This window comes from Hyunsoonleella ulvae (assembly GCF_016827605.1).
GTDB classification, from domain to species: Bacteria; Bacteroidota; Bacteroidia; order Flavobacteriales; family Flavobacteriaceae; genus Jejuia; species Jejuia ulvae.
The window spans coordinates 850,134-876,740 of record NZ_JAEPJQ010000001.1; the positions used below are offsets into that span (position 1 = coordinate 850,134).

Annotated in this window: 12 protein-coding genes; 9 read left to right on the forward strand and 3 right to left on the reverse strand. The window is 34.4% G+C overall.

From position 1 onward, the window contains the following. Positions 1–2: 2 nt before the first annotated feature. On the reverse strand, positions 3–2,174 hold the full coding sequence (locus JS605_RS03980) for a tetratricopeptide repeat-containing sensor histidine kinase (RefSeq protein WP_203256363.1): 2,172 nt from the start codon (positions 2,172–2,174) through the stop codon (positions 3–5). Between the two features lie 208 nt (positions 2,175–2,382). Here JS605_RS03980 and JS605_RS03985 point away from each other — a divergent pair, with 208 nt between their 5' ends. Both JS605_RS03985 and JS605_RS03990 read left to right on the forward strand, forming a co-directional pair. Then, complete coding sequence (locus JS605_RS03985) at positions 2,383–3,096, forward strand: SIMPL domain-containing protein (RefSeq protein ID WP_203256364.1); 714 nt, start codon at positions 2,383–2,385, stop codon at positions 3,094–3,096. 16 nt (positions 3,097–3,112) lie between these two features. Next, positions 3,113–4,267 (forward strand): vWA domain-containing protein, encoded by a 1,155-nt coding sequence (locus JS605_RS03990; protein WP_203256365.1) that lies wholly within the window; start codon positions 3,113–3,115, stop codon positions 4,265–4,267. Positions 4,268–4,333: 66 nt separating this feature from the next. On the opposite strand, the gene JS605_RS03995 is transcribed toward JS605_RS03990, so the two are convergent. Beyond that, complete coding sequence (locus JS605_RS03995) at positions 4,334–5,338, reverse strand: PorP/SprF family type IX secretion system membrane protein (protein WP_203256366.1); 1,005 nt, start codon at positions 5,336–5,338, stop codon at positions 4,334–4,336. Between the two features lie 134 nt (positions 5,339–5,472). On the opposite strand from JS605_RS03995, the gene JS605_RS04000 reads away from it, so the two are divergent. From JS605_RS04000 to JS605_RS04030, 7 genes are all read left to right on the forward strand, one after another. Further along, positions 5,473–6,378, forward strand: a complete 906-nt coding sequence (locus JS605_RS04000; protein ID WP_203256367.1) for a NifU family protein — start codon at positions 5,473–5,475, stop codon at positions 6,376–6,378. Between the two features lie 309 nt (positions 6,379–6,687). Then, a complete protein-coding gene (locus JS605_RS04005; protein WP_203256368.1) occupies positions 6,688–10,965 on the forward strand; it encodes a hybrid sensor histidine kinase/response regulator transcription factor in 4,278 nt (1,425 codons plus the stop codon). 240 nt (positions 10,966–11,205) lie between these two features. Next, positions 11,206–13,845 (forward strand): glycoside hydrolase family 3 C-terminal domain-containing protein, encoded by a 2,640-nt coding sequence (locus JS605_RS04010; protein ID WP_203256369.1) that lies wholly within the window; start codon positions 11,206–11,208, stop codon positions 13,843–13,845. A 168-nt stretch (positions 13,846–14,013) separates the two neighbouring features. Further along, positions 14,014–17,103, forward strand: a complete 3,090-nt coding sequence (locus JS605_RS04015) for a SusC/RagA family TonB-linked outer membrane protein (protein WP_203256370.1) — start codon at positions 14,014–14,016, stop codon at positions 17,101–17,103. 10 nt (positions 17,104–17,113) lie between these two features. Continuing rightward, positions 17,114–18,616 carry a RagB/SusD family nutrient uptake outer membrane protein gene (locus tag JS605_RS04020; protein ID WP_203256371.1) on the forward strand — a complete coding sequence of 501 codons (1,503 nt, stop codon included), beginning with the start codon at positions 17,114–17,116 and terminating at the stop codon, positions 18,614–18,616. 133 nt (positions 18,617–18,749) lie between these two features. After that, positions 18,750–22,067, forward strand: a complete 3,318-nt coding sequence (locus JS605_RS04025) for a VCBS repeat-containing protein (RefSeq protein WP_203256372.1) — start codon at positions 18,750–18,752, stop codon at positions 22,065–22,067. Between the two features lie 36 nt (positions 22,068–22,103). Further along, positions 22,104–23,732: a PKD domain-containing protein gene (locus JS605_RS04030; protein ID WP_203256373.1), complete on the forward strand. Its 1,629-nt coding sequence runs from the start codon at positions 22,104–22,106 to the stop codon at positions 23,730–23,732. 618 nt (positions 23,733–24,350) lie between these two features. Here the strand turns inward: JS605_RS04030 and JS605_RS04035 are convergent. After that, entirely contained in the window at positions 24,351–26,549 is a 2,199-nt protein-coding gene (locus JS605_RS04035) for a beta-glucosidase family protein (RefSeq protein WP_203256374.1), read from the reverse strand. Between the last annotated feature and the right edge of the window lie 58 nt (positions 26,550–26,607).

The window sequence follows — 26,607 nt, forward strand, 5'->3', positions numbered from 1 at the left end:
CTCTAATCTTTTTTTAAGGTTACTACTACTTTTGTTCCTGTGTCTTCATCATCTTTAAAATCGTCTACAAATACATCCACCTTATCTTTATACATATCGTTTAGAATAGCAACGCGTTTTTTAATGTTGCCCATACCTTTAGAATTTTGCTTCTTCTGGTTATTGGTTTTAAGTGCTTTAGATTTTTTACGACCAATACCATCGTCTGTAATCGTTATCTTTATCTCGTCTTCCACTTCTTGGATAATAGAAATATTTAAATGCCCTTTGTCTTTTTTGTAACGCAACCCATGCCACACTGCATTTTCAATATATGGCTGTAAGAGCATTGGAGGAATTACAAAATCCTCCACTTTTATTGTATCGTCTACATGGATTGTATAATCAAATTTATCTTGAAACCTAAAATGTTCTAATTGTGTGTATAGTTGCAGTAATTCTATTTCTTTTCCCAATGGGATAAAATCTTCTTCGCTATTTTCTAACACTGCACGCATTAGTTTTGAAAAATCTGTTAAGTATTTATTTGCTGTGCGCTCATCATTTGATGCGATAAAACTGTTTACTGAATTTAACGCATTGAAAATAAAATGAGGGTTCATTTGACTTCGCAATGATTTTAAAGCTAATAGATTATTTGCCAGTCTTTGTTGCCGAATGTATTTAAACATTAAAACTGCTACGAGTAACGACAAAAACAACCCTCCTATTAATGAATAAATAATTATTTTTTGTTGTTTAGATTGCTCTATGGTTAATAGATATTTACTTTCTGAAAGCTCACGGTCATTCTCCAAACTGGTAATACGGTTTTGTTTGGCTGACAAATCTTTGCGAAAACGGGCTGCTTGTGATATCTCTTGTTCTTTTTTCCGATATAGTTTATCAACTACATCTACATATTTTTGGTAAGCCTCTAGTGCTTTGGTAAAATCGCCTTTGGTTTTATAAACTTCGGAAAGCCTTCTGGTGGCATCTTTCTGTACTACTAAATCTTCTTTAGTTTTTGCCTCTTTTATACTCTTTTCTAGGTAAGAAATAGCATTACCATAATCGCTTTGCTCAGCATAGGCATTACCAATTTTATAGTTTTGTTTTTGTAGGGTTAACGGACTCTCGTTATCTATAATAGAATCAGATTCTTCTTCTATATCTTCAAGGTCATCAAGTACTTGCTTACGAAGCTCAATCTCACTACTATACAAATTGTTCTTACTCTTAAAATCGGCTACTTTAACTTTTTCTTCTACGGCCCTCTTTTTATTTTGTGTATTGGCTAGTTTTAAGGATTTATTAAAATATCCTTCTGCTTCGGCTAGCGCACCTTTACTACTATATGCTTCTGCTATCTTAGAATTTAAATCTGTGATTTTGGGCGCTATTAAGTGTGTTTTAGCAACCCCTAAACCCTCATTATAAGCTTCGATAGAAGTATCAAACTCATTGATACTTTTGTACACATCTCCCAAACCTTCATGAAGTGATACCAATTGATAATTTGACAATGCATTTCTATCAATATCTTTATATGTTTTGATACTTTCTTGATAATTTCCATTTAAGCGATATGCTTTTGCCAATTTTAATCGTGTAAGGTTACTGGTCTTACTTTGAAGACTTATTCTGTAGTTTGAAACTGCCAAATCGTACTGTTTCCAATACATATAAATGTCACCCAATACTTCGTAAGCATCCCCATTCTGTTTTTTAGACACACTTGTTTCTAATGCATCTCCAACAAACTGAATACTCTTTTTCGCATCTTTTTTAAGATACACTTCGGCGGAGTCTATATATGAATTAAATGCTGCTCCCCTATTTTTTTTAGACCGTTTACTTGTAAAAGCAGTTTCATCACTCTGCTCTACCTCAACAATAATACGTTCGTTACTTTGTATGGTATAATATATGGTTTCAAAATCCTTATGCCTAATCATAAGTTCGTCTCCTTTTCTAACTTCAATTCTAAAATCCCCAAAAGCATCGGTTGTTGTATAAGCACCTCCATTTACCTGGATGTTTACATCTGGCACACCATCTCGGGTATCCTGCTCAACCACAGAGCCTCTTACCGTAAATCTTGGCGAATTATTTAAAATATCTACCTGTGCTTTGGAACTCCACCCAAAAAGCAAGAGAATAACACATAATATGTATTTGATTTGAAATTGCATATCTCAATTTAGAACAGCTAAACTTACGCACTTTCGTTGTTATATTAAAATGCGACGTCTCTAAAAACATGTGTATTACTGTTTAAATAAGATACTTTACCCATTTTTATAATACACTTACGCATTAAAACGTGTGTTTCACTCATTCGTCTTTTTTTTAAAAATACTTTGGGTTTAGTTTTATAATCTCAATCAAAAAAAAATCGAAATGCAAAACACTATCAAATTATTTATCCTATCAATTCTTTGTTCTTCCATAGGGTACGCCCAACATGGAATTAAAAACTTTATCGATCAGCCTTATATAGATGTCACAGGAACTGTGGAAACAGAAATAATTCCGAATGAAATTTCTCTTAAAATTATTTTAGATGAGAATGATAAAAAAGGAAAGTTAAGTATTGAAAAGCAAGAGAATCAAATGATCTTAACTCTAAAAACTTTAGGCATTAACGTGGATAAAAATCTATCTGTATTAGACTTTAATGGAGTTTATCACAGAAAACTTTTAGGTAATAACGAAGTTATAAAGAACAAGCACTACCAATTAATAGTCAATGATGGCAAAACATTAGGGGAAGTTTACGAAGCACTGGATGCTTGCGACATTTCTAACATTTCTATCATAAAAACCAGCCATACTGAATTGGAAAAATTTAGAAGAGAAACAAAATTAAAAGCTCTAAAAACGGCTAAAGAAAAAGCCAATGACTATGCTGAAACTATTGGGCAAACTATCGGAAAAGCTTTATTTATTCAGGAAATCAACAACAATATTAGTGCCTTAAGTGGTCAATTAAGCGGTATCAATGCAAACCATATTTCAAGATATAGCATAGACAACAAACAAAGAATAGAAGATTTAAATCTTAAACCAATTCTCATACGAGAAACGGTACTAGTAAAATTCATCTTAAATTAAAAAACGAAAAAAAATTATGAAAACATTATCTAAATCCTTAGTACTTGCAATGGCGGTTTTAAGTTTAACAGCCTGTAATGCAAACAACAAAAAACAGGATGTTGCCATTCATACCATTACAACAAAGCACCACACTCCAAACAAACAATTTATAAAAGTGGCACTTTTACTAGATACAAGTAATAGTATGGATGGTTTAATAGACCAAGCCAAGGCACAACTTTGGGAAATTGTAAACGAGCTTTCTTATGCAAAATGTGGTAATGGCAAACCTAATTTACAAATTGCATTATACGAGTATGGGAATGATCGATTAAATAGCGAAGAAGGACATATACGACAAGTTTTGGCATTTAGTGACGACTTGGATGAAATCTCAAAAGAACTATTTTCCTTAACTACCAATGGTGGCAATGAGTATTGCGGACAGGTTATTCAAACTTCATTAAATCAATTAAACTGGGGCAATAATCCTGATGATTTAAAATTAATATTTATTGCAGGAAACGAACCTTTTACCCAAGGCAGAGTAAATTACAAAGACGCATCAGTAAATGCTAAAGAAAAAGATGTTACGGTTAATACTATTTTTTGTGGCGATTACAACCAAGGGATATCTACATATTGGAAAGACGGGGCAGATTTAACACAAGGCGATTACATGGCAATTAACCACAATAAAGCTACAGTACATATTGCTTCTCCCTATGATGACGAGATTCTTCAGCTTAATATCAAATTAAACAAAACTTATATTGCCTATGGGAGTAGAGGTAAAGAAAAGCAAATGATGCAAGCAAAACAAGACATGAACGCTAGTGGCTATAGTAAAGCAAATGCTGTAAGTAGAACAGTGAGTAAAAGTTCGCATTTATACAAAAACTCCAAATGGGATTTGGTTGATGCTGTGGCTGATGACAACCTTGAAATTAATGATCTTGAGGAAGATGCGTTACCCGATGTACTTAAAAACAAGACTCCTGAAGAGATTAAAAGCTACATCGCTAAAATGAAACAGGAGCGAGAAACTGTACAACAACAAATTCAGGAATTGAATAAAAAACGTAAGGCCTATATCGCCGAAAAACAAAAAGGTTCTGAAAATGGTTTAGAAAATGCTATGACCAAAGCCATTAAAACCCAAGCTAAAAAGAAAGAGTATACGTGGTAGAGTAAGAACAACCTGCAAGGTTTACACAATCTTGTAGGTTTATTTCTTTCAGAAAAAAGAGATTAATTAATTTACTGCAGGACAGTTACAGTCGTAACGTTCTCTTCTACAGCTAAAATTATACCCTAAGGTAAGTTGATGAAAACCACCATTAGTAAACACAACAGAATTAGATTGATACGTATAAGTGTAGGCGAACATAAACTGATTATAATTTACACCCAGAATTGGCGTAAATTGCTGTAATTTTTGACTACTAACACCCCCAGAGTTGTTTAAAAACTCTGCGCCATCTAAACTTTGTCTGTATGACAAACCACCCCAAAGTGTACCAAACTCCATTTGCTTATATGCTTTGGCATTAAAATCTACCATAGACTCTTGTGTACCATCTCGGTATTGAAACATTACTGAAGGCTCAAAACTCCAATCGCTACCATATTTACCAAAAACGCCACCAACTGATAATAAGTAACGTCTTAAGTTATTTGTAATTAAAATATCATTATTAATTCCGGCATTTTTAAGTACATTTTTAATGGTACCATGAGCATAAAAATCTAAATAATGGTAGGAGAATCCAAAATCTATATTAAAATTGGTAGCACTCTGCACAACACCCTGTACAATAGGATCTTGCCCATCAAAAGGAAACGTAGTTTCATCTAACTGGTATTGTATAAAACCAGCACTTAAACCAAAAGACAACATATTTAAATCTACCTCGCTTCTAGAAAACAATAAATGGTGTGCATAAGTTAAATAAGCACCCGTTTGCGAATGAAATCCGTTTTTATCAGCATATAAAATACCTCCAACCCCTGATGGAGAATCGCCTATACGCCCGTTAACGCTTAATGTCATTAATCGTGGCGCATCTTCATGCCCAAACCATTGTTGTCTTCCTGTTAATCGTACCTTGGCACAATTAGCTGCCCCAGCCATAGATGGATGTATCAGATAATAATTATCCGTTAAATAATCCGTATATATAGGAAGTCCCTCTTGGGCTTTAATACTTGGTATGCATAACATCCCAACCAGTAGCAAAAAAACATATTTCAATTTCATAGGTTACAATCTAGGTAAACTGGTTTTTAGGAAAACGCTTAACAGTAAAAAAAATTACATAAAAACGTTTAGCCACAATCAAATATATGCATATCTCGGTTTTCTTTTAGTATTTTTGTAAAAAAATAGCTAAAATGAGCAATTTCAAGGTTTCTGTGCAAGAAACGTCCAATAATACCATAGTTAAGTTTGAGGTAAACCAGTTTATAACAAAACATCAAAGTTTTGAATTTAAAAACGTAGATGATGCTAAACCTTCACCTCTAGCCCAACAACTATTTTATTTGCCTTTTGTTAAAAAAGTATATATCTCTGGGAATTTTGTAGCAGTAGAACGCTACGATATTGTAGAATGGAAAGATGTACAAGACGAAGTAGCCCAACAGATTGAAACTTATTTAAACGATGGCGGTAAGGTAATTACAGAGGAAGCCACTCCAAAAAAACAAACACCAGTTACTGTTTACGCTGAAGCTACGCCTAATCCCGCAGTAATGAAATTTGTTGCCAACAAAAAGATTGCTACGGCTATGTTTGAATTTACCTCTATAGATGATGCTAAATTATCGCCTTTAGCCACAGAACTATTCCACTTTCCATTTGTAAAAAGTGTTTTTATTGAAGAAAATTATGTTTCTCTTACTAAATATGATAGAGCTGAATGGCAAGACATTACTGTTGAATTAAGAGAATTCATTAGAAATTTTATAGCTGATGGTAAAGACATCGTACTTCCCGAAGCTGCTGAAAAAATGGAAAAATCAGTAACACAGCTCGACAGAAAATTTGAAGGATTGGACGATACATCTAAAGAAATTGTAAATATTTTAGAAGAGTATGTAAAACCTGCCGTAGCTAGTGATGGAGGTAATATTCAATTCATTGGATACGATGCCGACGTTAAAAATGTAAGCGTGTTACTTCAAGGTGCCTGTAGCGGCTGCCCATCATCAACTTTCACTCTAAAGAATGGTATAGAAAATATGCTTAAGCAAATGCTCCCTGGTAAGGTAGAAACTGTAGAAGCTATAAATGGGTAGGGTTGTTTTGTTAAATTAGTACATCTACTGTACCAGAACCCTTTTTCTTTTCTGGCTTTAACTTTTAAAATATATTATCCACTTCTAAGAATTTTTAATAGCCTTAAAATCATTAGAACAGCGTTATTGTAACGCAGACTTTGTTACAAAATATGCTTTAAATTTTACAATGCGTATCCAAGGAAAAATCTAGTTTTAAATTACAATATACACTCTCTAAAATATTTATGATTAAATTTAAGTGTTCCCTAAAAACCTTAATCAATTAACATCATAAAGAGACTAAAATAAAAACTATAGATTTTGAATATGATTGTAACTTTTTTAAAATTGAGAGCTTTAAATGCTTTAAAAGAGCATACAACTCCAATAAGAGTTAAGAAACACTTTAAATCAATTTTAAAAGAAGAGAAAAACATCATATACAGATACTTCTGTTTGGTTTTATTTTTTGCATGCTTGAGTATTAACTCCCAAAACAACATACAAAAATTCGATTTTATTAACGTAAATGACGGAGAATCCAAAGTTGCTGTTACTTGTATAATTCAAGATCATGCTGGTTTTATTTGGTTTGGAACGGCAGGTGTTGGTATAAATCGTTTTGATGGTATTAACTATAAAAATTACAAACACACTTTAAACGACAGCACTTCTTTAAGCAACAATAACATTTACTGCACTTTTCTAGATAAAAAAAACAGGTTATGGTTTGGCACAGAGGAAGGTTTAAACCTTTATGATAGAGATCTAGATCAATTTGTTAGAATTCCGTTAGCACATCAAGATCTCACTCAAGACAGAGTACTATCAGTAAGGAGTTTATCAGGAGATGATAACAATAATCTTTTTATTGGCACATTTGGATCTGGTCTGTACAAACTTAATTTAGACACTTTAAATGTCCAACAAGTAGCTACTTCTTCAAGCATTAACAACCCCTTTTTAATTATTTATGCTTTAGCTTGTAATGCAGAAGGAAAGATTTTTGCAGGCTCTAATTCTGGATTATTAGAATTTAACTTGAATGAAAATCACCTTGAACACACCAAGGTAAACACAAAAATAAACACCATTAATAATCCTATTTACTCACTATTAATAGACAATAATGATATATGGATTGGTACAGAATCTGATGGTTTAATCGTTTTAAAAGATAAAGGAAAAAGCTTAAAGGGATACAGAATTAATTTTGCTAATATTACCGAACAGCGCATCTTTTCAATTGTTGAATTATCAGACGGAAGTTTTTTATGCGGAACCGAAAACGATGGACTAATACATGTTAATGATCAAGGCAAACTCTTAAAACGCTATTTATACAACAAAGAAGACGAAAACAGTTTGTTATCTGATTCTATTTGGTCTTTATATAAAGATAAAGATGGTAGAATATGGCTAGGATATTACAACAGTGGGGTAAGCATTTATGATGAGTTTTATGATAAATTTTCAGATTTAAAAAGTGAACGCAATAACAAAAATTCGTTGTCAAGTCCATCAGTTACAGGCTTATTAAAAGACGCTAAGGAAAACCTCTGGGTTTGTACAGACGGGGGAGGTGTAGACATCTATAATTTTAATACTCAAAAATTTACCCATATCAATTCAACTATTTCTGGTTCTTATAATGGACTAAAGAGCAATTATTTAGAATGTATTTTTTTAGACAGCAAGGGTAATATTTGGTTAGGAAGCTGGAATGATGGAATATTTGTGCTACCCAAAGGTTCTAAGAGCTTTTTAAATTACAACAAAACCAATAGCAATCTTGCTTCCAATACCATTTTAAGCATTACTGAAGATGCCGAAGGTAAAATATGGATAGGTTCCTTTTTTAAAGGCCTTCATTCCTTTGATCCGAAATCTAAAAAGATAACACGCCATACGGGCAAATCCTTTGTAGAAAAAAACCTCATAAAGGTAGATATTAGAAAAGTGTTAGTAGACTCTAGACATAACTTGTGGGTAGGTACAACACAAGGATTATACAAAGTGGTAAAAGATGCAGATGGTATTTTTCATGTAGTATCATTTAGAGATAAGATGTCTGAAAAATTTAATAATGAAATTACCGCTAACCATGTAGTAACACTTTATGAGGCATCTGATAAACAAACCATCTGGATTGGAACCAGAGGAGCTGGATTATGTAAACTAAATACAACCGAAGAAACATTTACTTGGTATAATAAAGAAAACGGACTGGATGGAGAAAATATAACTGGAATCATTGAAAGTAATGATGGTAATTTATGGGTAAGCAGTAATTCTGGGATATACCTACTCAATACAAAAACACAAGAATTTAAACACTATACACAAAATGATGGGTTATTATCTAACGACTTTAATGTAAATGCCTCATTTAAAGACAAAAACGGCAACCTGTTTTTTGGCAATTATCAAGGTGTAGACTATTTTAACCCTAATGCTATAAATACAAATACTACAGAACCTTTAGTACACCTAACTAATTTTAAATTATTTAACGAACCTGTAATACCCAATACGGAAAATAGCCCATTATATAAAGTCATCTCAGAGACCGAAGAAATCACGCTTACTCATAAACAATCTGTTTTTACTATTGAATTTACTGCAATAAATTACACAAGACCTGAAAAAAACCAATTTGCCTATTATCTTGAAGGACTTGAAGATTCTTGGAATTATGTTGGAAATACTAGGAATGCCACATACACAAACTTAGATTATGGCACGTATACCTTTAAACTTAAAGCAGCAAATAATGATGGAATTTGGAATGAAATTCCGAAAAATTTAAAAATAACCATTTTACCTCCTTGGTGGAGAACCAATTGGGCTTTATTTACCTATGTCCTTCTATTTTTGGGAGCTCTATACTATTTAAATAGAATTACTCGCGAACGGCTTAAGGAAAAACAATTAATTGCCTATGAGCGGGAAACAAGAAAACAAAAAGAAGCTTTAAATGAAAAGAAGTTCCAGTTTTTTACCAATATTTCCCATGAATTTAGAACGCCTCTTACCTTAATCATGAATCCTCTAGAGGATATCTTAACAAGCAAAACGCAACAACTACCAGAACTTGTAAGAACAAAACTTAACACTGTACATAAAAACACTAGTAGATTACACAGGCTTATTACAGAACTTTTAGACTTTAGAAAACTGGAATTAAACAAAGTACGTATTAGGGCACACCAATTTAATCTTGTAGAATTTGTTCAAGATATTATAGGGCATTTTAAAGAAGAGGCTATATCAAAAAACATATCCTTATCCCTGGATACTACTTTTTTAGATATTCCTATCTGGGCCGATAAAAGTATGTTAGAAAAAATAGTATTTAATCTACTATCCAATGCAGTAAAGGTTACGCCAGAAGGTGGAATGATAAATTTAGATGTAAATATTCTCGAAGAAGACATTGTTTTTCCCCTAATAGATCAAGACAAGAAACGTAAAGCCATTGAAATTAATATTTCGGATTCTGGGCCTGGAATAGATAGAAATCAAGTTGAAAAAATCTTTGAAAGGTTTTATCAGGCAGAAAATTTAAACAAAGCCTATTACGGAGGCACAGGTATTGGTTTAGAGGTGGTAAAAAACTTTGTACACCTGCACAAAGGTAATATTGATGTTAAGAGCGATTTAAATAAAGGAACCACCTTTAAAATTCAGCTACCGGCAGGCCAGATGCATTTTAATGAAAATGAAATAATAAACGAAGTTTCTGATATTAAAACAAAAGAAGAAGCTTATGTAAAAAAGGAAGTATATCAATCAAAGAATTCCCCATCAGAAGCTGAACCCATAGAGAAAGAATCCAAATCGCAACTTAACACCCTACTAATCGTAGAAGACAACCTAGAACTTCAAACTTACCTTTCAGAAGAGCTTAAAGACGATTACATCATACATATTGCCAATAATGGTATTGAAGGTATAGAAATCGCAAAAAAAATACTCCCAGATATTATTATAACCGATGTAATAATGCCAGAAATGGATGGATTTGAATTTTGTAAAAACATAAAAAGCGATATTAAAACAAGTCACATACCGCTACTTATGCTTACAGCAAAAGCTAGAATTGATAACCGAATGGAAGGTATTGAATTAGGTGCAGATGCCTATATGGTAAAGCCATTTAACCTAAGGCTTCTAAAACTTAGACTAGCACAACTTATTACAAGCAGAAAATTAATTTTTAACAAATACTTTAGTGTAATTAGTGATTTACCAGAAAACGTTAAAACAACATCCATTGACAAGGAGTTTATTGAAAAAGTGCTTAATTACATAAACGAGAACATTAGCGATCCTAATTTAAGTGTAGAGGTGCTTGCAAACCAACTTAACTTAAGTAAAAGTCAGTTTTACCGAAAAATTAAAGCCCTAACCAACCAAACAGCAAACGAATTTTTGAGAAATATAAGACTTCAAAAAGCAAAACAAATACTAGAACTAGGTAGTGCTACCGTAGGAGAGGTATCTTATAAAGTTGGTTTTTCGTCACACTCTTACTTTACAAAATGCTTTAAAAACCATTATGGTGTACTTCCTACAAGCATAGAAGTTAAAAGCAAAGAGTGACACAGTATCATCAAAGCTACAGCTCAAATTCTATCTTTTATTGCTCTAAATGTTTTAATGAATGCTTTGCATTTACCAAATAAAAGTAAGCTACTTACATAGTTTTGTTTTCATGGAATTTAAATATATCCGTAGAAAGTCAATAGTTGAAATTATTCTTATTCTCATAATAATAATCTTGATTTTATGCTTTTTTACCTTTCTAGTTTAACCCTTCCAAACAACTAACTTAAATTAAAAATGAAATTAATCTTGCCGTATAGAGTTTACCTTTTTATAATCGTAGGAGTAGTACTTTTATTTTCATGCAACTCTAAAGATCAAACATACGCTTATAAATTCCAGAATCCTGAATTAAATACAGAAGAAAGAGTAAAAGATCTCATAGCGCAAATGACACTCAAAGAAAAGGTGTCTCAAATGCGTTACGATGCGCCAGCTATAGAGCGACTTGGTATACCAGAATACAACTGGTGGAATGAATGTTTACATGGTGTAGCAAGAGCTGGAGAAGCGACGGTATTCCCTCAAGGTATTGGTATGGGTGCTACTTGGAATGCGCCTTTAATTTTTAAAATGGGAGAAGCCGTATCTGATGAAGCACGTGCAAAACACCATAAAGCAGTTTCAGAAGGTAAAAGAGGTATTTACCAAGGTTTAACATTTTGGACGCCCAATATCAATATTTTTAGAGATCCTCGCTGGGGAAGAGGACAAGAAACTTATGGCGAAGACCCTTATCTTACAAGTCGCATAGGTGTTAACTATATAAAAGGGCTTCAAGGAGATGATGATACACACCTTAAAGTAGTAGCCACGGCAAAACATTTTGCTGTACACAGTGGTCCGGAAAGATCGCGCCATCAAGATAATTACCATACATCGAATAAAGATTTGTACGAAACCTATTTACCAGCTTTTAAGGCAGCAGTAAAAGAAGCAAAAGTGCATTCTATTATGTGTGCCTATAATAGGTATAGAGACGAAGCATGTTGTGGCAGTAATTTGTTGTTAAATAATATATTAAGAAACGATTGGGGCTTTGATGGTTATGTGGTATCAGACTGTTGGGCTATAAATGATTTTTGGGAAGAAGACAAGCATCATATTGTTAACACCCCTGAAGAAGCCGCTGCTTTAGCCGTAAGTCGCGGAACAGATTTAAACTGTGGCAGCGTATTCGATCCCAATTTAACCGAAGCCGTACTTAAAGAGTTAGTGGATGAGAGCAAAGTAGATTTAGCGTTATCACGCTTATTCACAGCGCGCTTTAAATTAGGGATGTTCGATCCTGATGATAACGTAAAATGGTCTAAAATACCGTATAGTGTGGTGGCAAGTGATACGCACCATAAGTTATCTGAAAAGGTAGCGAAAGAGTCTATGGTACTTCTAAAAAACGAAGACGATGTATTACCTCTCAATAAATCCATAAAATCAATAGCAGTTATTGGTCCAAACGCTAATTCAAAACAAGTACTATTGGGCAATTATCATGGTACACCAAAAAACCATATTACCCCTTTAGCCGCCATTCAAAAAAAATTACCAAATGCAAAAGTGCATTATGCATTAGGAAGTGATATTGCGGTTGGTTGGCCTAAGCTTGATGCTATTCCAACTGATGTCCTTAAAAATGATGGGGCTCAAGGTTTAAAAGGAGCATACTTTAAAAACATAAACTGGCAAGGGAAGCCAGAATTTACAAGAAACGATAAAAATGTAGACTTTACTTGGGTATCGAATAGACCTTTGGATAGTTTAAACAAAGATGTTTTTTCTGTACGGTGGACAGGAGAACTTATTCCAAAAGAAAGCGGCAAGTACCGTATAGGCTTGAGAGCCAGTAGTGGCGGCAAACTGTACTTTAACGATTCGCTTCGCTTTAAGTTTAGTGATGACCATGAACCTAAAACACATTATTTTGATATAGAATTAGCCAAAGGTAAATCCAACTCCATTAAGATAGAGTACTACAATTATCATGCAGATCCACAAGCACAATTAGTTTGGGCCAAAACTGACGCCGATTTAATAACACCTGCAATAGAAGCTGCCAAACAATCAGAAGTGGTAGTGCTCTGTCTTGGATTATCTCCTTCCATAGAAGGTGAGGAAATGCCCGTTTTATTAGATGGTTTTGATAAAGGGGATAGATCTAAATTAACGCTTCCAAAAACACAAATAGAATTAATGCAAAAAGTACAAGATTTGGGCAAACCAACTATTTTAGTTTTAATGAATGGTAGTGCCGTAGCTGTTAATTGGGCTGCAGATAATGTTCCTGCCATATTAGAAGCTTGGTACCCTGGCGAGTTTGGTGGAACTGCCATAGCTGATGTATTATTTGGGGATTACAACCCCGCAGGAAGGTTACCAGTAACATTCTACAAATCCGTGAACGATTTACCAGACTTCAAGGATTATAACATGGCAAACAGAACTTATAAATACTTTAAAGGCACACCTTTATTCCCTTTTGGTCATGGCTTAAGTTACACCACCTTTAAATATTCCAACTTAAACATTAAAGAACAGGTAAACGCCAACACACCTGTAGAAATTCAGGTTAGCGTTACTAACACCGGTAAAATGGCGGGAGATGAAGTTGTTCAGGTATACTTATCACATAAATCTAATACCTCAGGTCCAATAAGATCATTAGTAGGCTTTCAAAGAATTCATCTAGATAAAGATGAAACAAAAACGGTTAACTTTAGTATAACACCTCAACAGTATGCTATTATAAAAGAAGATGGCTCTACATCTGTTGAGAAAGGATCTTTAAATATAAGTGTAGGTGGCAAACAACCAGGATTCTTTGATATAGCAGATACTAAAACCTCTAATGTTTTAGAGAGCACTGTTGTTCTAAAATAAAAAAACATCTCTTAAGTACTTAAATACAAGCGTTTGCAAGAAATGTTCTAAATGTTGCAACAATAGTTTTAACATAACCTTAAGATAAAAATTAGCTTTGAAGAATGGCGTAACTAAACTTTTATAAATCAATCATAAAAGAAAAGACTAACTAAACACTCACAAATTATGACAAGACATTATGTAAAAAAACTACTTTTTGTTGTTGTATTAATGTTTACTAACCTTATCATAGCGCAAACGATAAGTGGTATAGTTTCAGATGGTTCTGTACCCTTGCCCGGAGCAAGCGTTATTGAAAAGGGTACAAACAATGGTACAACTGCTGATTTTGACGGTAAATATTCGTTAAACCTTAACTCTAAAAACGCCACTTTAGTGGTAAGCTACTTAGGTTATATTACCAAAGAAATTGCCGTTAATGGAGCTTCTGTTCTCAATATTACATTAGATGAAGATATACAAGCTTTAGATGAAGTAGTTGTAATTGGTTATGGGACACAAAAACGATCAGATTTAACAACTTCCATCTCATCAGTTCAATCTGAAGAGATTAGTGAAATACCTGCTAGTGATATTTCCCAAACTTTACAAGGTAGAGCAGCTGGTGTAAACATTTCTGCCGGTGGCGCACCAGGATCCAGAACCTTAGTAAGTATTAGAGGTCTAAATACCTTTGGAGATGGAGATCCATTATATGTAGTAGATGGTGTATTTACCAACAGCATCAACAATATAGATCCTGCAAGCATAGAAAAAATTGATGTATTAAAGGATGCAGCTGCAGCCGCCATTTATGGTTCTAGAGGATCTAATGGTGTTATTATTGTAACAACCAAACAAGGTGTAGTAGGTAGAACTTCATTTACATTTAGTACCTATACAGGTTTTCAACAATCCAACCAAAGATACAATCTGTTAAACACAGAACAATATGTACAATATATAAAAGAAATCAATGCTCAACAAGATGGCGGTACTTTGGTTAGTATCATAAATAACAACCCTACATTTGATGGGAATGGTATTGATACCGATTGGCAGGATGCACTTTTTAGAACAGCACTTTTAACCAATTATAATTTTGGTGCCAACGGCGGAACAGAAAAAGCAAAATATAATTTTTCATTTTCAGCGTTTGATCAAGATGGTATTTATATTGACACAAATTTTAAGCGTTACACTTTTAATGCAAATAGTGAAGCCAAAATAAGTGACAACTTCAAAATAGGCGAAACTTTTGCTTATGGGTATACAGAAACAATAGCACCTCAAACTAGTGGGGGTCGTGTACCTCTATATAATGTTATAGCAGCCGCACCATATATCCCTGTTAGAAATCCAGATGGTAGTTTTGCAGGACCTAATGCAGGAGATGTAAATAACTCTAGAAACCAAGTTCGAGTACAAGAAACCGAAGACAATTTAAATAGGGTTACATCTTTGATTGGAAGTTTATATGCAGAATTTAAACTTGCCGAAGGTTTAACATACCGTTCTCAATTTGGTTTAAATTCACGATACGAATTTCAAGATAATATCAGTAGAGCCTTTGTAACTACAGGGCAGTTTGGTCAGCTTAATACTGTCATTTCAAAAAGAAGAACAAATCTTATTTCTACTGTTTTTACCAATACCTTAAATTACAACAAGTCTATTGGCAATCATAATTTTAATGCCACTTTAGTAGCAGAGCAGCAGAAAGACAAAACAGAAACATTAACTGGTGATTTAAACAATGAAGTAACTTCAGAAATACCAGAAGTACAGAATGGTATATCTAATAGTTTTACCATTCCAGTAAAACTACTATCCTATTTGGGCCGTTTTAGTTATAACTATAATGGTAAATACTTTTTACAAGGCTCTATACGTAGAGATAAATCGTCTTTTTTCGCTCCAGAAAATAGCGTAGGTTGGTTTCCTGGAGGATCTGTAGGATGGGTAGTATCTAAAGAAAAGTTCTTAGAGAATAGCAATACCATTAACAATCTTAAATTAAAAGCAAGTTATGGAGTAACGGGTAACAATAGGTTACCTAACTCTGGCACTAGAGTAAATCAATTTGATCCAGCAGTAGGCGCAGGATTTAACTTCCCCGTAGACGGTCAACTGCAACCCGGTTTCACTGTTATAGGAGCAAATAATAGAGATTTAGTTTGGGAGCAAGGTATTAATCAAAATTACGGTTTTGAATTGGGGCTTTGGAACAACAAAGTAACTTTTGCAGCCGATTATTTTAATAACAGAAGTGATGGCTTAATAGTTGGTGAGGCGCAAAGACCATCAGCTGGTATTCCAGGAGATGGTTTAACAGGTGTAGTGTTACCTAAAAACGTTGGAGATGTTGAAGTAGAAGGACTGGAACTCACACTAGGTTACAACGATTATGAAGGCGATTTTAAATGGAGCTTTTGGGGAAATGTATCAAGATCAGAAAGTAATGTTATCTCATTAGGCTCAGTAACGCAACAACTTAGACAAGCATCTTTTAACCCTCCATTTTCCGAACAATTAAGTAGGTTAGCACCTAACCAACCTATTTTCCATTTTTATGGTTTAGAATTCGAAGGTGTTTATTCCGATGAGCAGGAAATTATCGACCACCTTGGAGCAGATAATTTAGATCCTGGATCTGGACAAGTGTTTTTACCAAGACCAGGTGATGTAAGATACCGAGATTTAGATGGAGACGGCGACATAACTGATGCTGACAGAACAGTAATTGGGGATCCTAATCCAGATTTTACTTTTGCAGCGAATATAAAAGCAGAATACAAAAATTTCGACCTAAGCATATTATTTACTGGTATCTATGGTGCAGATGCTTTAAATGCAAATATTTGGTTTTTACAAGGACAAGAAAATGTAACCAACCATAGTGTAGATGTATTAAGACGTTGGCAAAACCCTGGAGATATTACAGATATCCCACGTTTTAGATTTGAAGGTAATAACCCTAACAACTTTATTTCTACACGTTATTTACAGGATGTCTCTTATGCTAGATTAAGAAACTTAACTCTGGGTTATAATTTCGATAAGGAATTTTTAAACGATACTTTTAAAGGTGTAGTATCTAAAGCAAGGCTTTATTTACAAGGACAAAATTTGGTAACTTTAACAAGATACGAAGGTTTAGACCCAGAAATAGCACCGTTCTATGGCGCAAATGGCCTTTTACAAGGAACCAATATAGATCGTGGCGAAGCACCAAGACCACAAACTTTTATTGTAGGGTTACAATTAGAATTTTAAAAAAATTATTATGAAAAACACATTTAAACTAAGTAGTGCTGTCATTGTTATATTGATATCGATACTATCTGTTTCGTGTAACGATGAAGTTGCAGTAAAAAACACAAATGATCTTTCCCGTGATAGCTTTTTTGAATCATTAGCTCAAATCGAAGCATCAGCAAATGCGGCTTATGCGCAGTTACAAAATACAGGACTTTATCAAAGGTACGGCTATATTTTACCAGATACATTTTCAGATGAATCACAATCTGGAGGAGACCCTAACTTTGTAACTTCATTTAATTTCTCATTAACCCCCTCTCTAGAGCAGGTAACACGTTTCTGGAACAATTGCTATAACGGCATTGGTGCCTGTAACTTTGTTATAGAAGGGGAGGCTACCATGAGAGAACGTCTAGTTTCTGGTAACTTTACAGAAGCCGATATTGAGGATGCTGTAGGACAAGCTCATTTTTTAAGAGGTTTATTTTATTTCTTTCTGGTAAAACGTTATGGCGGTGTTCCTTTATTATTGGAGTCTCAAGCTACAATTACGCCACAACCTAGAAGTACCGCAGACGAAGTATACGATGTAATTATAAATGAATTTAAACTCGCCTCTGAATTATTGTATGCCAAAGGAGCCACAGAAAATGGTAGAGCTACTAGCGGTGCAGCTATGGGAATGCTTGGTAAGGTATACTTACACAGAGAAATGTATAGGGAAGCGCAACAAACTTTTGCGCAAATTACAGACTATTCGTTACTACCACTAGAAGACTATGTGGATAACTTTAACGACTCAGGAGAATATAATGATGAATCTTTGTTTGAAGTGTCTTTTAATGGTGACGCTACAGAACAAGACCTTTGGTCTCAAACTGGTATTGGCGTTTCAGAAGTAACGTTTCATGCACAAGAATACACAGCTTGGGGTAACTTAAACCCATCCAGAAAATTGATGGATGAGTTTGAGGAAGACGACCCTAGGCTTAATCTAGCAATTTTACAAAATGGTGTGCCTTACGGCCCAAATTTCGATTTAATCTGGAATCAAGGTAATATCAGATGGTTTAAGTTTTCACAACTGTATGATAACAGCCAAATTCAGCAAAATGGATCTACCAATGCAAGAGTATTACGCTATGCAGATATTGTTTTAATGCAAGCTGAAGTAGAGCATAAACTTGGAAATGATGAAGGTGCTGTAGACTTTTTAAACCAAATAAGAGCGCGCGTAGAAATGCCACTTTACGGTACACCAGAAATGGATGCAGCAGGTTTTCCTGTAGACACACCTTCAGGTGTTTTTGATGCCATTGTACATGAACGCATGATAGAACTTTGTGGCGAACAAGTAAGGTTTGATGATCTGGTCAGGTGGAATCTAGATGCCCAAGAAATAACCGTAAACGATTTTGGTCAATCTAGGGGCTACAACCCAAATGTACATAGGCTCATGCCAATACCCCAAGTAGAAATAGATACCAATGATGGTATTGGCCCAGAAGACCAGAACCCAGGATATTAAAATTTAAAAACAATATAGTTTTATTTAGTTTCAATTATTTTATTTATCAATTTAAGGGAGTAATGTCTTTACCTTACTCTCTTAAATATTGATAATTTAATTGTAAAAACCAATATTCATTTTTCCATTAAATATGGTTAGAGTTTATCACATAATAACTTGTATCTCTTTGGTAGTTTTTTATGTTTCTTGTAAAAAAGAGGAAAAAAACAGTACCGTAAAAAACCCAACCGAGGATATCATTTTTCAAAAAATTACAAGTGATTCAACAGGTATTACCTTTGCCAATATACTTTCTGAAAGTGATACACTTAACTATTTTACTTATCCCTACTTGTACATGGGTGGGGGAATTTCAGTAGGCGATATAAATAATGATGGGCTCGAAGATTTATTTTTTACTGGTAACATGGTAGCAAATAGATTATACCTCAACAAAGGTAATCTGAAGTTTGAGGATATAACTGAAACCGCAGGAGTTGCAGGAGATAAACGCTGGTATACTGGCACTACTATGGCCGATGTAAATAATGATGGCTTTTTGGATATTTACTGTCTTGTGGGCGGGCAATCCCAACCCAAGCAAAATGAGCTTTACATAAATAACGGCGACAATACTTTTACCGAAAGTGCCAAAAGTTTTGGGCTTGATGATATTGGCAATAGTGTAGACGCCACATTTTTTGACTATGATAACGATGGCGACCTTGATGTATTTGTAGCTAACTATCCTATAACACCCTTTAACTATAACAGTTTTAACTACAAAATGAGAATGGATAGGGTTACTGATGACGAAACTGATAACCTATATAAAAATAACGGTAAAACCTTTACCAAAGTAACAAGCGAAGCCAACGTAAAACAATATAGCTTATCATTAAGCGTAACTGCTGCCGATTTAAATAACGATGGATGGACAGACTTGTATGTTTCTAATGACTTTGGGAGTCCAGATTGTATGTATATCAACAATAAAGATGGCTCGTTTACAGACCAAATTAAACGTACTACCAATCACACGGCCTTCTATGGTATGGGTGTAGATATAGCAGATTTTAATAACGATGGCTTATTGGATATTCTTCAAATGGATATGGATGCAGAGTCTAATAGACGCTCTAAAGCTAATATGGCAAGCATGAACCCTCAAATGTTTAAAAACATAGAAAGTGTGGGGTTTCAATACCAGTTTATGCAAAACACACTGCAGATGGGCACAGGTATTTATGAAGACAACTTACCTAAATTTAGTGACATTTCAAGACTTGCTGGCCTATCTTCAACAGATTGGAGTTGGGCTCCTCTTTTTGCAGATTTAGATAATGATGGTTGGAAAGACGTTTTCATATCCAACGGCACCAGAAGAGAGATTAACAATAAAGATTATTTTATTTCCCTTAAAGGGAAGAAAAAAAACAAAGACAGTTTACTTAGTAAAAGTCTTAAAATCCCTTCCGAAAAAATAGATAACTACGTTTTTAAAAATAATGGAGACCTTACATTTACAAAGGTTAATAAACAATGGGGCATACAGCAAGAAGGGTTTTCTAATGGTGCTGTATATGTAGATCTAGATAACGATGGCGATTTAGAAATTATAACAAATAATATCGATGAAACCGCAGTTGTTTTTGAGAATAAAAGTAGTGATTCCAAGAACTATTTGGTTTTTAAATGTAAAGGTGCTTTAAAAAACCCATTTGGTATTGGTACTAAAATAGAAATAGAACAAGAAGCATTAAAACAAACACAAGAGTTAACATTAAGCAGAGGGTTTCAATCTTCGGTAGCGCCTAAGCTACATTTTGGATTAGGAGATGCCAAAAGCGTGAAACAGGTAAAAGTAATATGGCCAGACGGTAAAGCAGAACTACTTACTAATATTAATGCAAATCAGCACATCACTTTAGACTATAAAAATGCTAGTAACAATTACAATACTAAAGCAGTAACTAACAATACTGTTTTGTTCCAGAGTTTTGGTGACACCATTGCCACTTATAAGCACAAGGAAAATAGTTATGATGATTTTAAATATGAGCTATTACTGCCTCATAAAACTTCCCAATTTGGACCAGGAATTGCCGTAGGCGACCTTAACGGAGATGGTTTGGATGATTTTTATGTTGGAGCAGCAAGTAAATATCCCGGAGGTATGTTTTTTCAGAAACCTAACGGAAGCTTTGTTCAACAAAAAACAAAAATACTGGTAGAAGACAGAATGTACGAGGACATAGGAGCTACCATATTTGATGCGGATAACGATGGCGATAATGATATTTACATTGTAAGTGGCGGTAATGAGTTTAAACCTAACTCTAAAATGCTACAGGATCGCTTATACATTAACAATGGCAAAGGTAAATTTATAAAGAGTAAACTAGCTTTACCAAAAATGTTTACCAGTGGCAGTAGAGTTGTTGTTGAAGATTATGATAAAGATGGAGATTTAGATCTTTTTATTGGCGGCAGATTATTACCTGGTAATTACCCCTATCCCTCAACCAGCTATTTATTAGAAAATGTGAGCTTAAAAGGGCGCCCAAAGTTTAAAATAAATACAAGTGAACAAGAACATTTTAGCAAAATTGGTCTGGTAACTACAGCCTTGTGGCTAGACTATGATGACGATGGATGGAAAGATCTATTTGTTGCTGGCGAGTGGATGCCTTTAAAAGTATTTAAGAACAAAAAAGGAAGTTTAGAAGATGTTAGCTCTAAACTAGGTCTAGAGAACACAACTGGTTGGTGGTTTAGTTTAGCAACTGGCGATTTTGATAAAGATGGCGACAAAGATCTCATTTGCGGAAATCTTGGTTTAAACTATAAATATAAGGCAAGTGAAAATCAAACTTTTGATATTTACTTTAATGATTTTGATGATAACAATATTAATGATATTGTACTTAGTTACTATAATGATGGTAAAAAATATCCCGTTAGGGGAAGGCAATGCTCTTCAGACCAAATGCCTAAACTTAAAGAAAAGTTTAAAACCTATGATGAATTCTCTACCGCAACCCTGAGCCAAGTATACGAAAAAGACAAATTAAAAAACGCCATCCACTACCAAGTAAGTTCTTTCGCAAGCGTTTATTTAGAAAACGCCAATGGAAGTTTTAAAGTACACAAATTACCTAACGAGGCACAAATTAGCCCTATAAACCAAATACAAGTTAAAGATTTTGATAACGATGGTAATTTAGATTTAGTAACAGCTGGTAACCTATACGCCTCTGAGGTAGAAACACCCAGAGCCGATGCTGGATACGGTAAATTTCTAAAAGGACATGGCAATGGTAATTTTACAGCCATACCCGCTATAAAAAGCGGTCTGTTTATTCCAGGGGACGTAAAAGACCTAGCCTCTATAAAAATTAACAACCAAGAATATATGATAGCAGCAAAGAACAACGACTTTCTGCAGTTTATAAAACTTAATAATTAAGACGAAATAAAAATAGAAACCAAAACTAATCTAAAAATGAAAAATATTTTAAAACTTTTAACAGCTTTGTGTTTTGTCTTGGTAATAACATCTTGCCAAGAAGAAAATGATTTTAACTATGTGTTATTTACAGATGAGGCTCCAACTCGAGTTCAAGCCACGGTTGAAATTGCAACAGACAATTCAGGTCTTGTTACCGTTACCCCTTTAGGAGATGGTGTGGCATCCTACAGAATTCTTTTTGGAGATCCAAATAATACCGAAGTGCTAATTGGCCCCAGAAACGCAGTAGCAACGCATGTATATCCAGAAGGCAATTATACTATAAGAATTTTAGCCACCTCACCTAATGATAAAGTTACCGAGATAACAGAAGATATTTCTGTAGAAACAACAGCAATACTTAACATAGAAAGTGGTTTAATAGTATCTGAAACAGCAAAAGAAGTAGAACTTACGCCAATAGCAGATAATGCTACCCAGTTTGAAATTAATTTTGGAGATGGTACAGTAGAAACTGTAAATGCAGGTAACAGCATAAGACATACGTATGCTGCAGGAGGTGATTTTCAAATTGATATAGAAGCTAGTAATCCAGACACAGGTAAATCTAATTCAAGCGCAGAGTTTATAACAATACAACAAGGCCCTTTGGATTTACTACTCACTTTTGATGACCCATTAACCGATTATACACTCAATCCTTTTAATGGTGTTTCTACAGAAATAGTAGTAAACCCTAACTTATCTGGAACAAATGAAGAAGAAAGCAATGTTGCTGCCATAACTAATTCAGGCAATGCATTTGAAGGTTTTGTATACGACTTACCAACACCAATAGATTTTGGCAGCAACAAAAAAACAATGTTCGTTAAGGTGTTTAACGATACAGGTAACACGATTCCTATCACATTGCAATTTGTAAACGGTGTTAACGGAGAACGCGGTGCAGAGGTAGTTACTAACCATACAGGTTCTGGTTGGGAGACATTAGAATTTAATTTCTTTAACGCATCTAAAGTTTTTATTCCAAACGACCCCGAAAATTTTCAATCCATAACACCAACAGGACAATACGGCACCATTGCCTTTTTTATTGACGGTCCCGGTAGTACACAAGGTACGTTCTTTTTAGATGATTTTGAGCAAAGCCTTGGAGATGCACCTGCAGGTCCACAATATGTATTTGATTTTGAAGGTGGTCCATTAGAAGGCTCTTTCGACTTTGGCGCACCAATTCAAATTGTAGATAATCCGTTTCCAAATGCTGTAAATAGCTCACCTAGAGTTTTAGAAATACAGAGAGGTTCAGGATTATTCCAAGGTTCAGGTTTTAATATACCTCTGTTAGATTTAACAACAGATGATAAGATTATTACAATAAAACTGTACTCTGAAATACCTGCACTACTTTCCGTAGACTTAAAAATATCGCCTACTGGAGCAAGGTCTGCCAACGTACAGGTTAATCATACAGGTTCTGGTTGGGAAGAGTTAACGTTAGATTACTCTAACGCCACTAAAGCCTTTGAGCCAGATGACCCAGAGAACTTTGCACCACTACCAGCTAACCAAGTTGGGGCCTATACACAAATTGTATTTATAGTAAATGGACCTAACGAAGATACGGGTACATTCTACATGGATGACATTATAAAACCTTAAACTATTATTTAAACGAACAAGGACTTAATAAGACTAGTTTTTATAATACCATAACTCTGAAAACTGCAATGTTTAACTCAAGAAGCACTATCCTAGAAAAGGATAGTGCTTCTTGTATTAAATATTCGTGACAATACCCAAATACCTACCAATTAACGTGAATTAGGTATAATTTTATCTTTATTTAATTGAAGATAGATCACCATAGATTTGAAATCCATAACTTTAAACTAAAGGCTTTCATTCTTTGTTTGTATAGTTTTGACAAATCGATTGAAAAAAGAATTGCAGGGTTTTAACCTTCATCATGAAAATAAACAAGCTAACATCTGTTGTTAGGTTGAATGCAGTTGAAACCTAATCGAAATAACGGTATTTAGATGCCTTTCACTACACCTCGTGTACTACTTCAATGAAAATATATTGTATAGCAACCATAGAGGAATCTTATCTTTACGTGATGTCTCATCGCTCGTTCTTCACTCCCTGCCTGCTGGTAGGTATCGAGTTATAATAATTGCACTTGTATTAAAATAATTAACTAACAATAAAAATAACCCCATTACCCTACATAATAAAGTAATGGGATAACAAATATCGCTTTATAAGAACAATAAATTATTCTATAGTTATTTTGATAGTCTTAGCTATGTTGTTTGAAGCATTACCAACATACACAATATAGGTTCCTTTCTCAAGATGCCAATTAGACATCGACTCATTATAATATGAAAGATCTTTCACATCAATTGTTATTGAAACCGCTTTAGATTCCCCTTTACTAAGTGCTACTTTCTTAAAACCTTTTAATTCCTTTAAAGCCCTTTTAACTTTAGATTTAGACTTCCCAACATACACTTGTACAACCTCAGAACCATCAACATTCCCTATATTTTTCACATCACACTTTATCGTAATTGTGTCATCTCCAGTATACGCTTTCTTATCTGTTGAAATATTGGATATACTAAAGTCCGTGTATGAAAGCCCATAACCAAAAGCATACTGAGGCTTGATTTTTTTTGTATCGTGCCAACGATAGCCAACAAGAATATCTTCTTTATAATATTGATTGGTACCATCGCCAGGGTAAGACAGTTCCCCATAAAAATGGGCACCATTATCATTTAGTTGCTTCGGCACAGTAAATGGCATTTTTCCAGAAGGGTTAATATCTCCACTTACAACATCAGCTATAGCATGTCCCGCCATGCTGCCCAAATACCAGGTTTGAATTAAACCATTAACTTTTGACAACCAAGGCATTTCAACGGCATTTCCTGTTACCAGCAACATACCTAAATTAGGGTTTATGTCTTTTAAATCATTAATAAAACGTTCTTGGTTGTAAGGCAATCCATAAGATTGTCTGTCGTCGCCCTCACAATCTTGTAAATGGCTTTTATTTAATCCGCCTACATACAATATAATATCTGCTTTTTTAGCAACCTCCATGGCTTCCAATCTAAGTGAATCTTGATTCAGTTTAGAAGGGATAATATTATCATAAACAGAAGGGCCTGTATGATATCCCATAGCATGAATTATTTTGGCGTTCTTGTAACGTTGCTTCAGCCCCTCAAGTGGAGAAATTTCAAATTTTGGTTTTAATTCAGAAGAACCACCACCTGCCGTCATAGAACGTGTAGCATTTTCTCCAATTACAGCTATTGTTAAACCCGGTTTATCTTCAATTGGAAAAAAATTATCTTCATTTTTCAATAATACTATACCGCCTTGAGCAACTTTTCTGGCTACTTCATGATGCTCCTTATTATTAATTCTTCCAAAACCTCTGTTAGGCTTCAATGTAGTACGAAACATTAACCTTAAAATTCGTCTTACCTTATCATCTACCAAAGATTCATCGATGTCTCCATTTTTTATGGCTTTTAAAAAAGGGGTGGCTAGATAATAATAGTCGTAATGATTTGAGGTTGTTGTACCTAAACCATCAGTACCAGTTCCCATCTCCATATCTAATCCGTTAATGGCTGCTTCCATTGTGCTGTGGGTAGAGCTCCAATCACTAATTACCACACCATCGTATTTCCAATCTGTTTTAAGTATTTTGTGAAGTATTGGATTATGTGTGGCATAAGTCCCTCTAAATTTATTGTAGGCACCCATAATAGCCCAAGTACCACCCTCTATAACCGCAGCTTTAAATGCCGGCAAATAAATTTCATGTAGTGCTCTATCACTCACTTCTACATTTATCGTACTTCTCCAATGCTCTTGGTTATTTAATGCATAATGTTTCACACACGCAGCAACATTATTTTTTTGGACACCTTTAATATAAGGCACCACCATTTTAGAGGCCAAAAAAGGGTCTTCTCCTAAGTATTCAAAATTTCTACCATTAAGAGGAGTTCTATATATATTAACCCCAGGTCCCAATAGCACATCTTTTTCCCTATACAGAGCTTCTTCTCCAATACTCATTCCAAATTGCCCTGCTAGATCTGGACTAAAACTAGCTGCTAAACAGGTAAGTGCAGGAAATGCTGTAATTGCATCGTTAGTCCAACCTGCATAATCCCAAGAATCCCAACTAATTTCAGCCCTAACACCATGAGGACCGTCAGACATCCAAATTTCTGGAATACCAAGGCGTTCTACACCTTTTGTGCTAAACTTTGATTGTGCATGGCACATAGCCACTTTCTCTTCCAATGTTAGTAACTGTAATATACTATCAATCTTCTTAGTTATTACCTCATCATCGTTTTTAGATACACTATTCTGGGCAGACGAATAATTAAACAGAATGAATAAACATAAAAGTGCAAGGGTAAGGTGCTTTACAGTCATAAATAATTATTATTGAAATTTTAAACTCGTTCTTTTCATGATACAGAATGTAAAATTA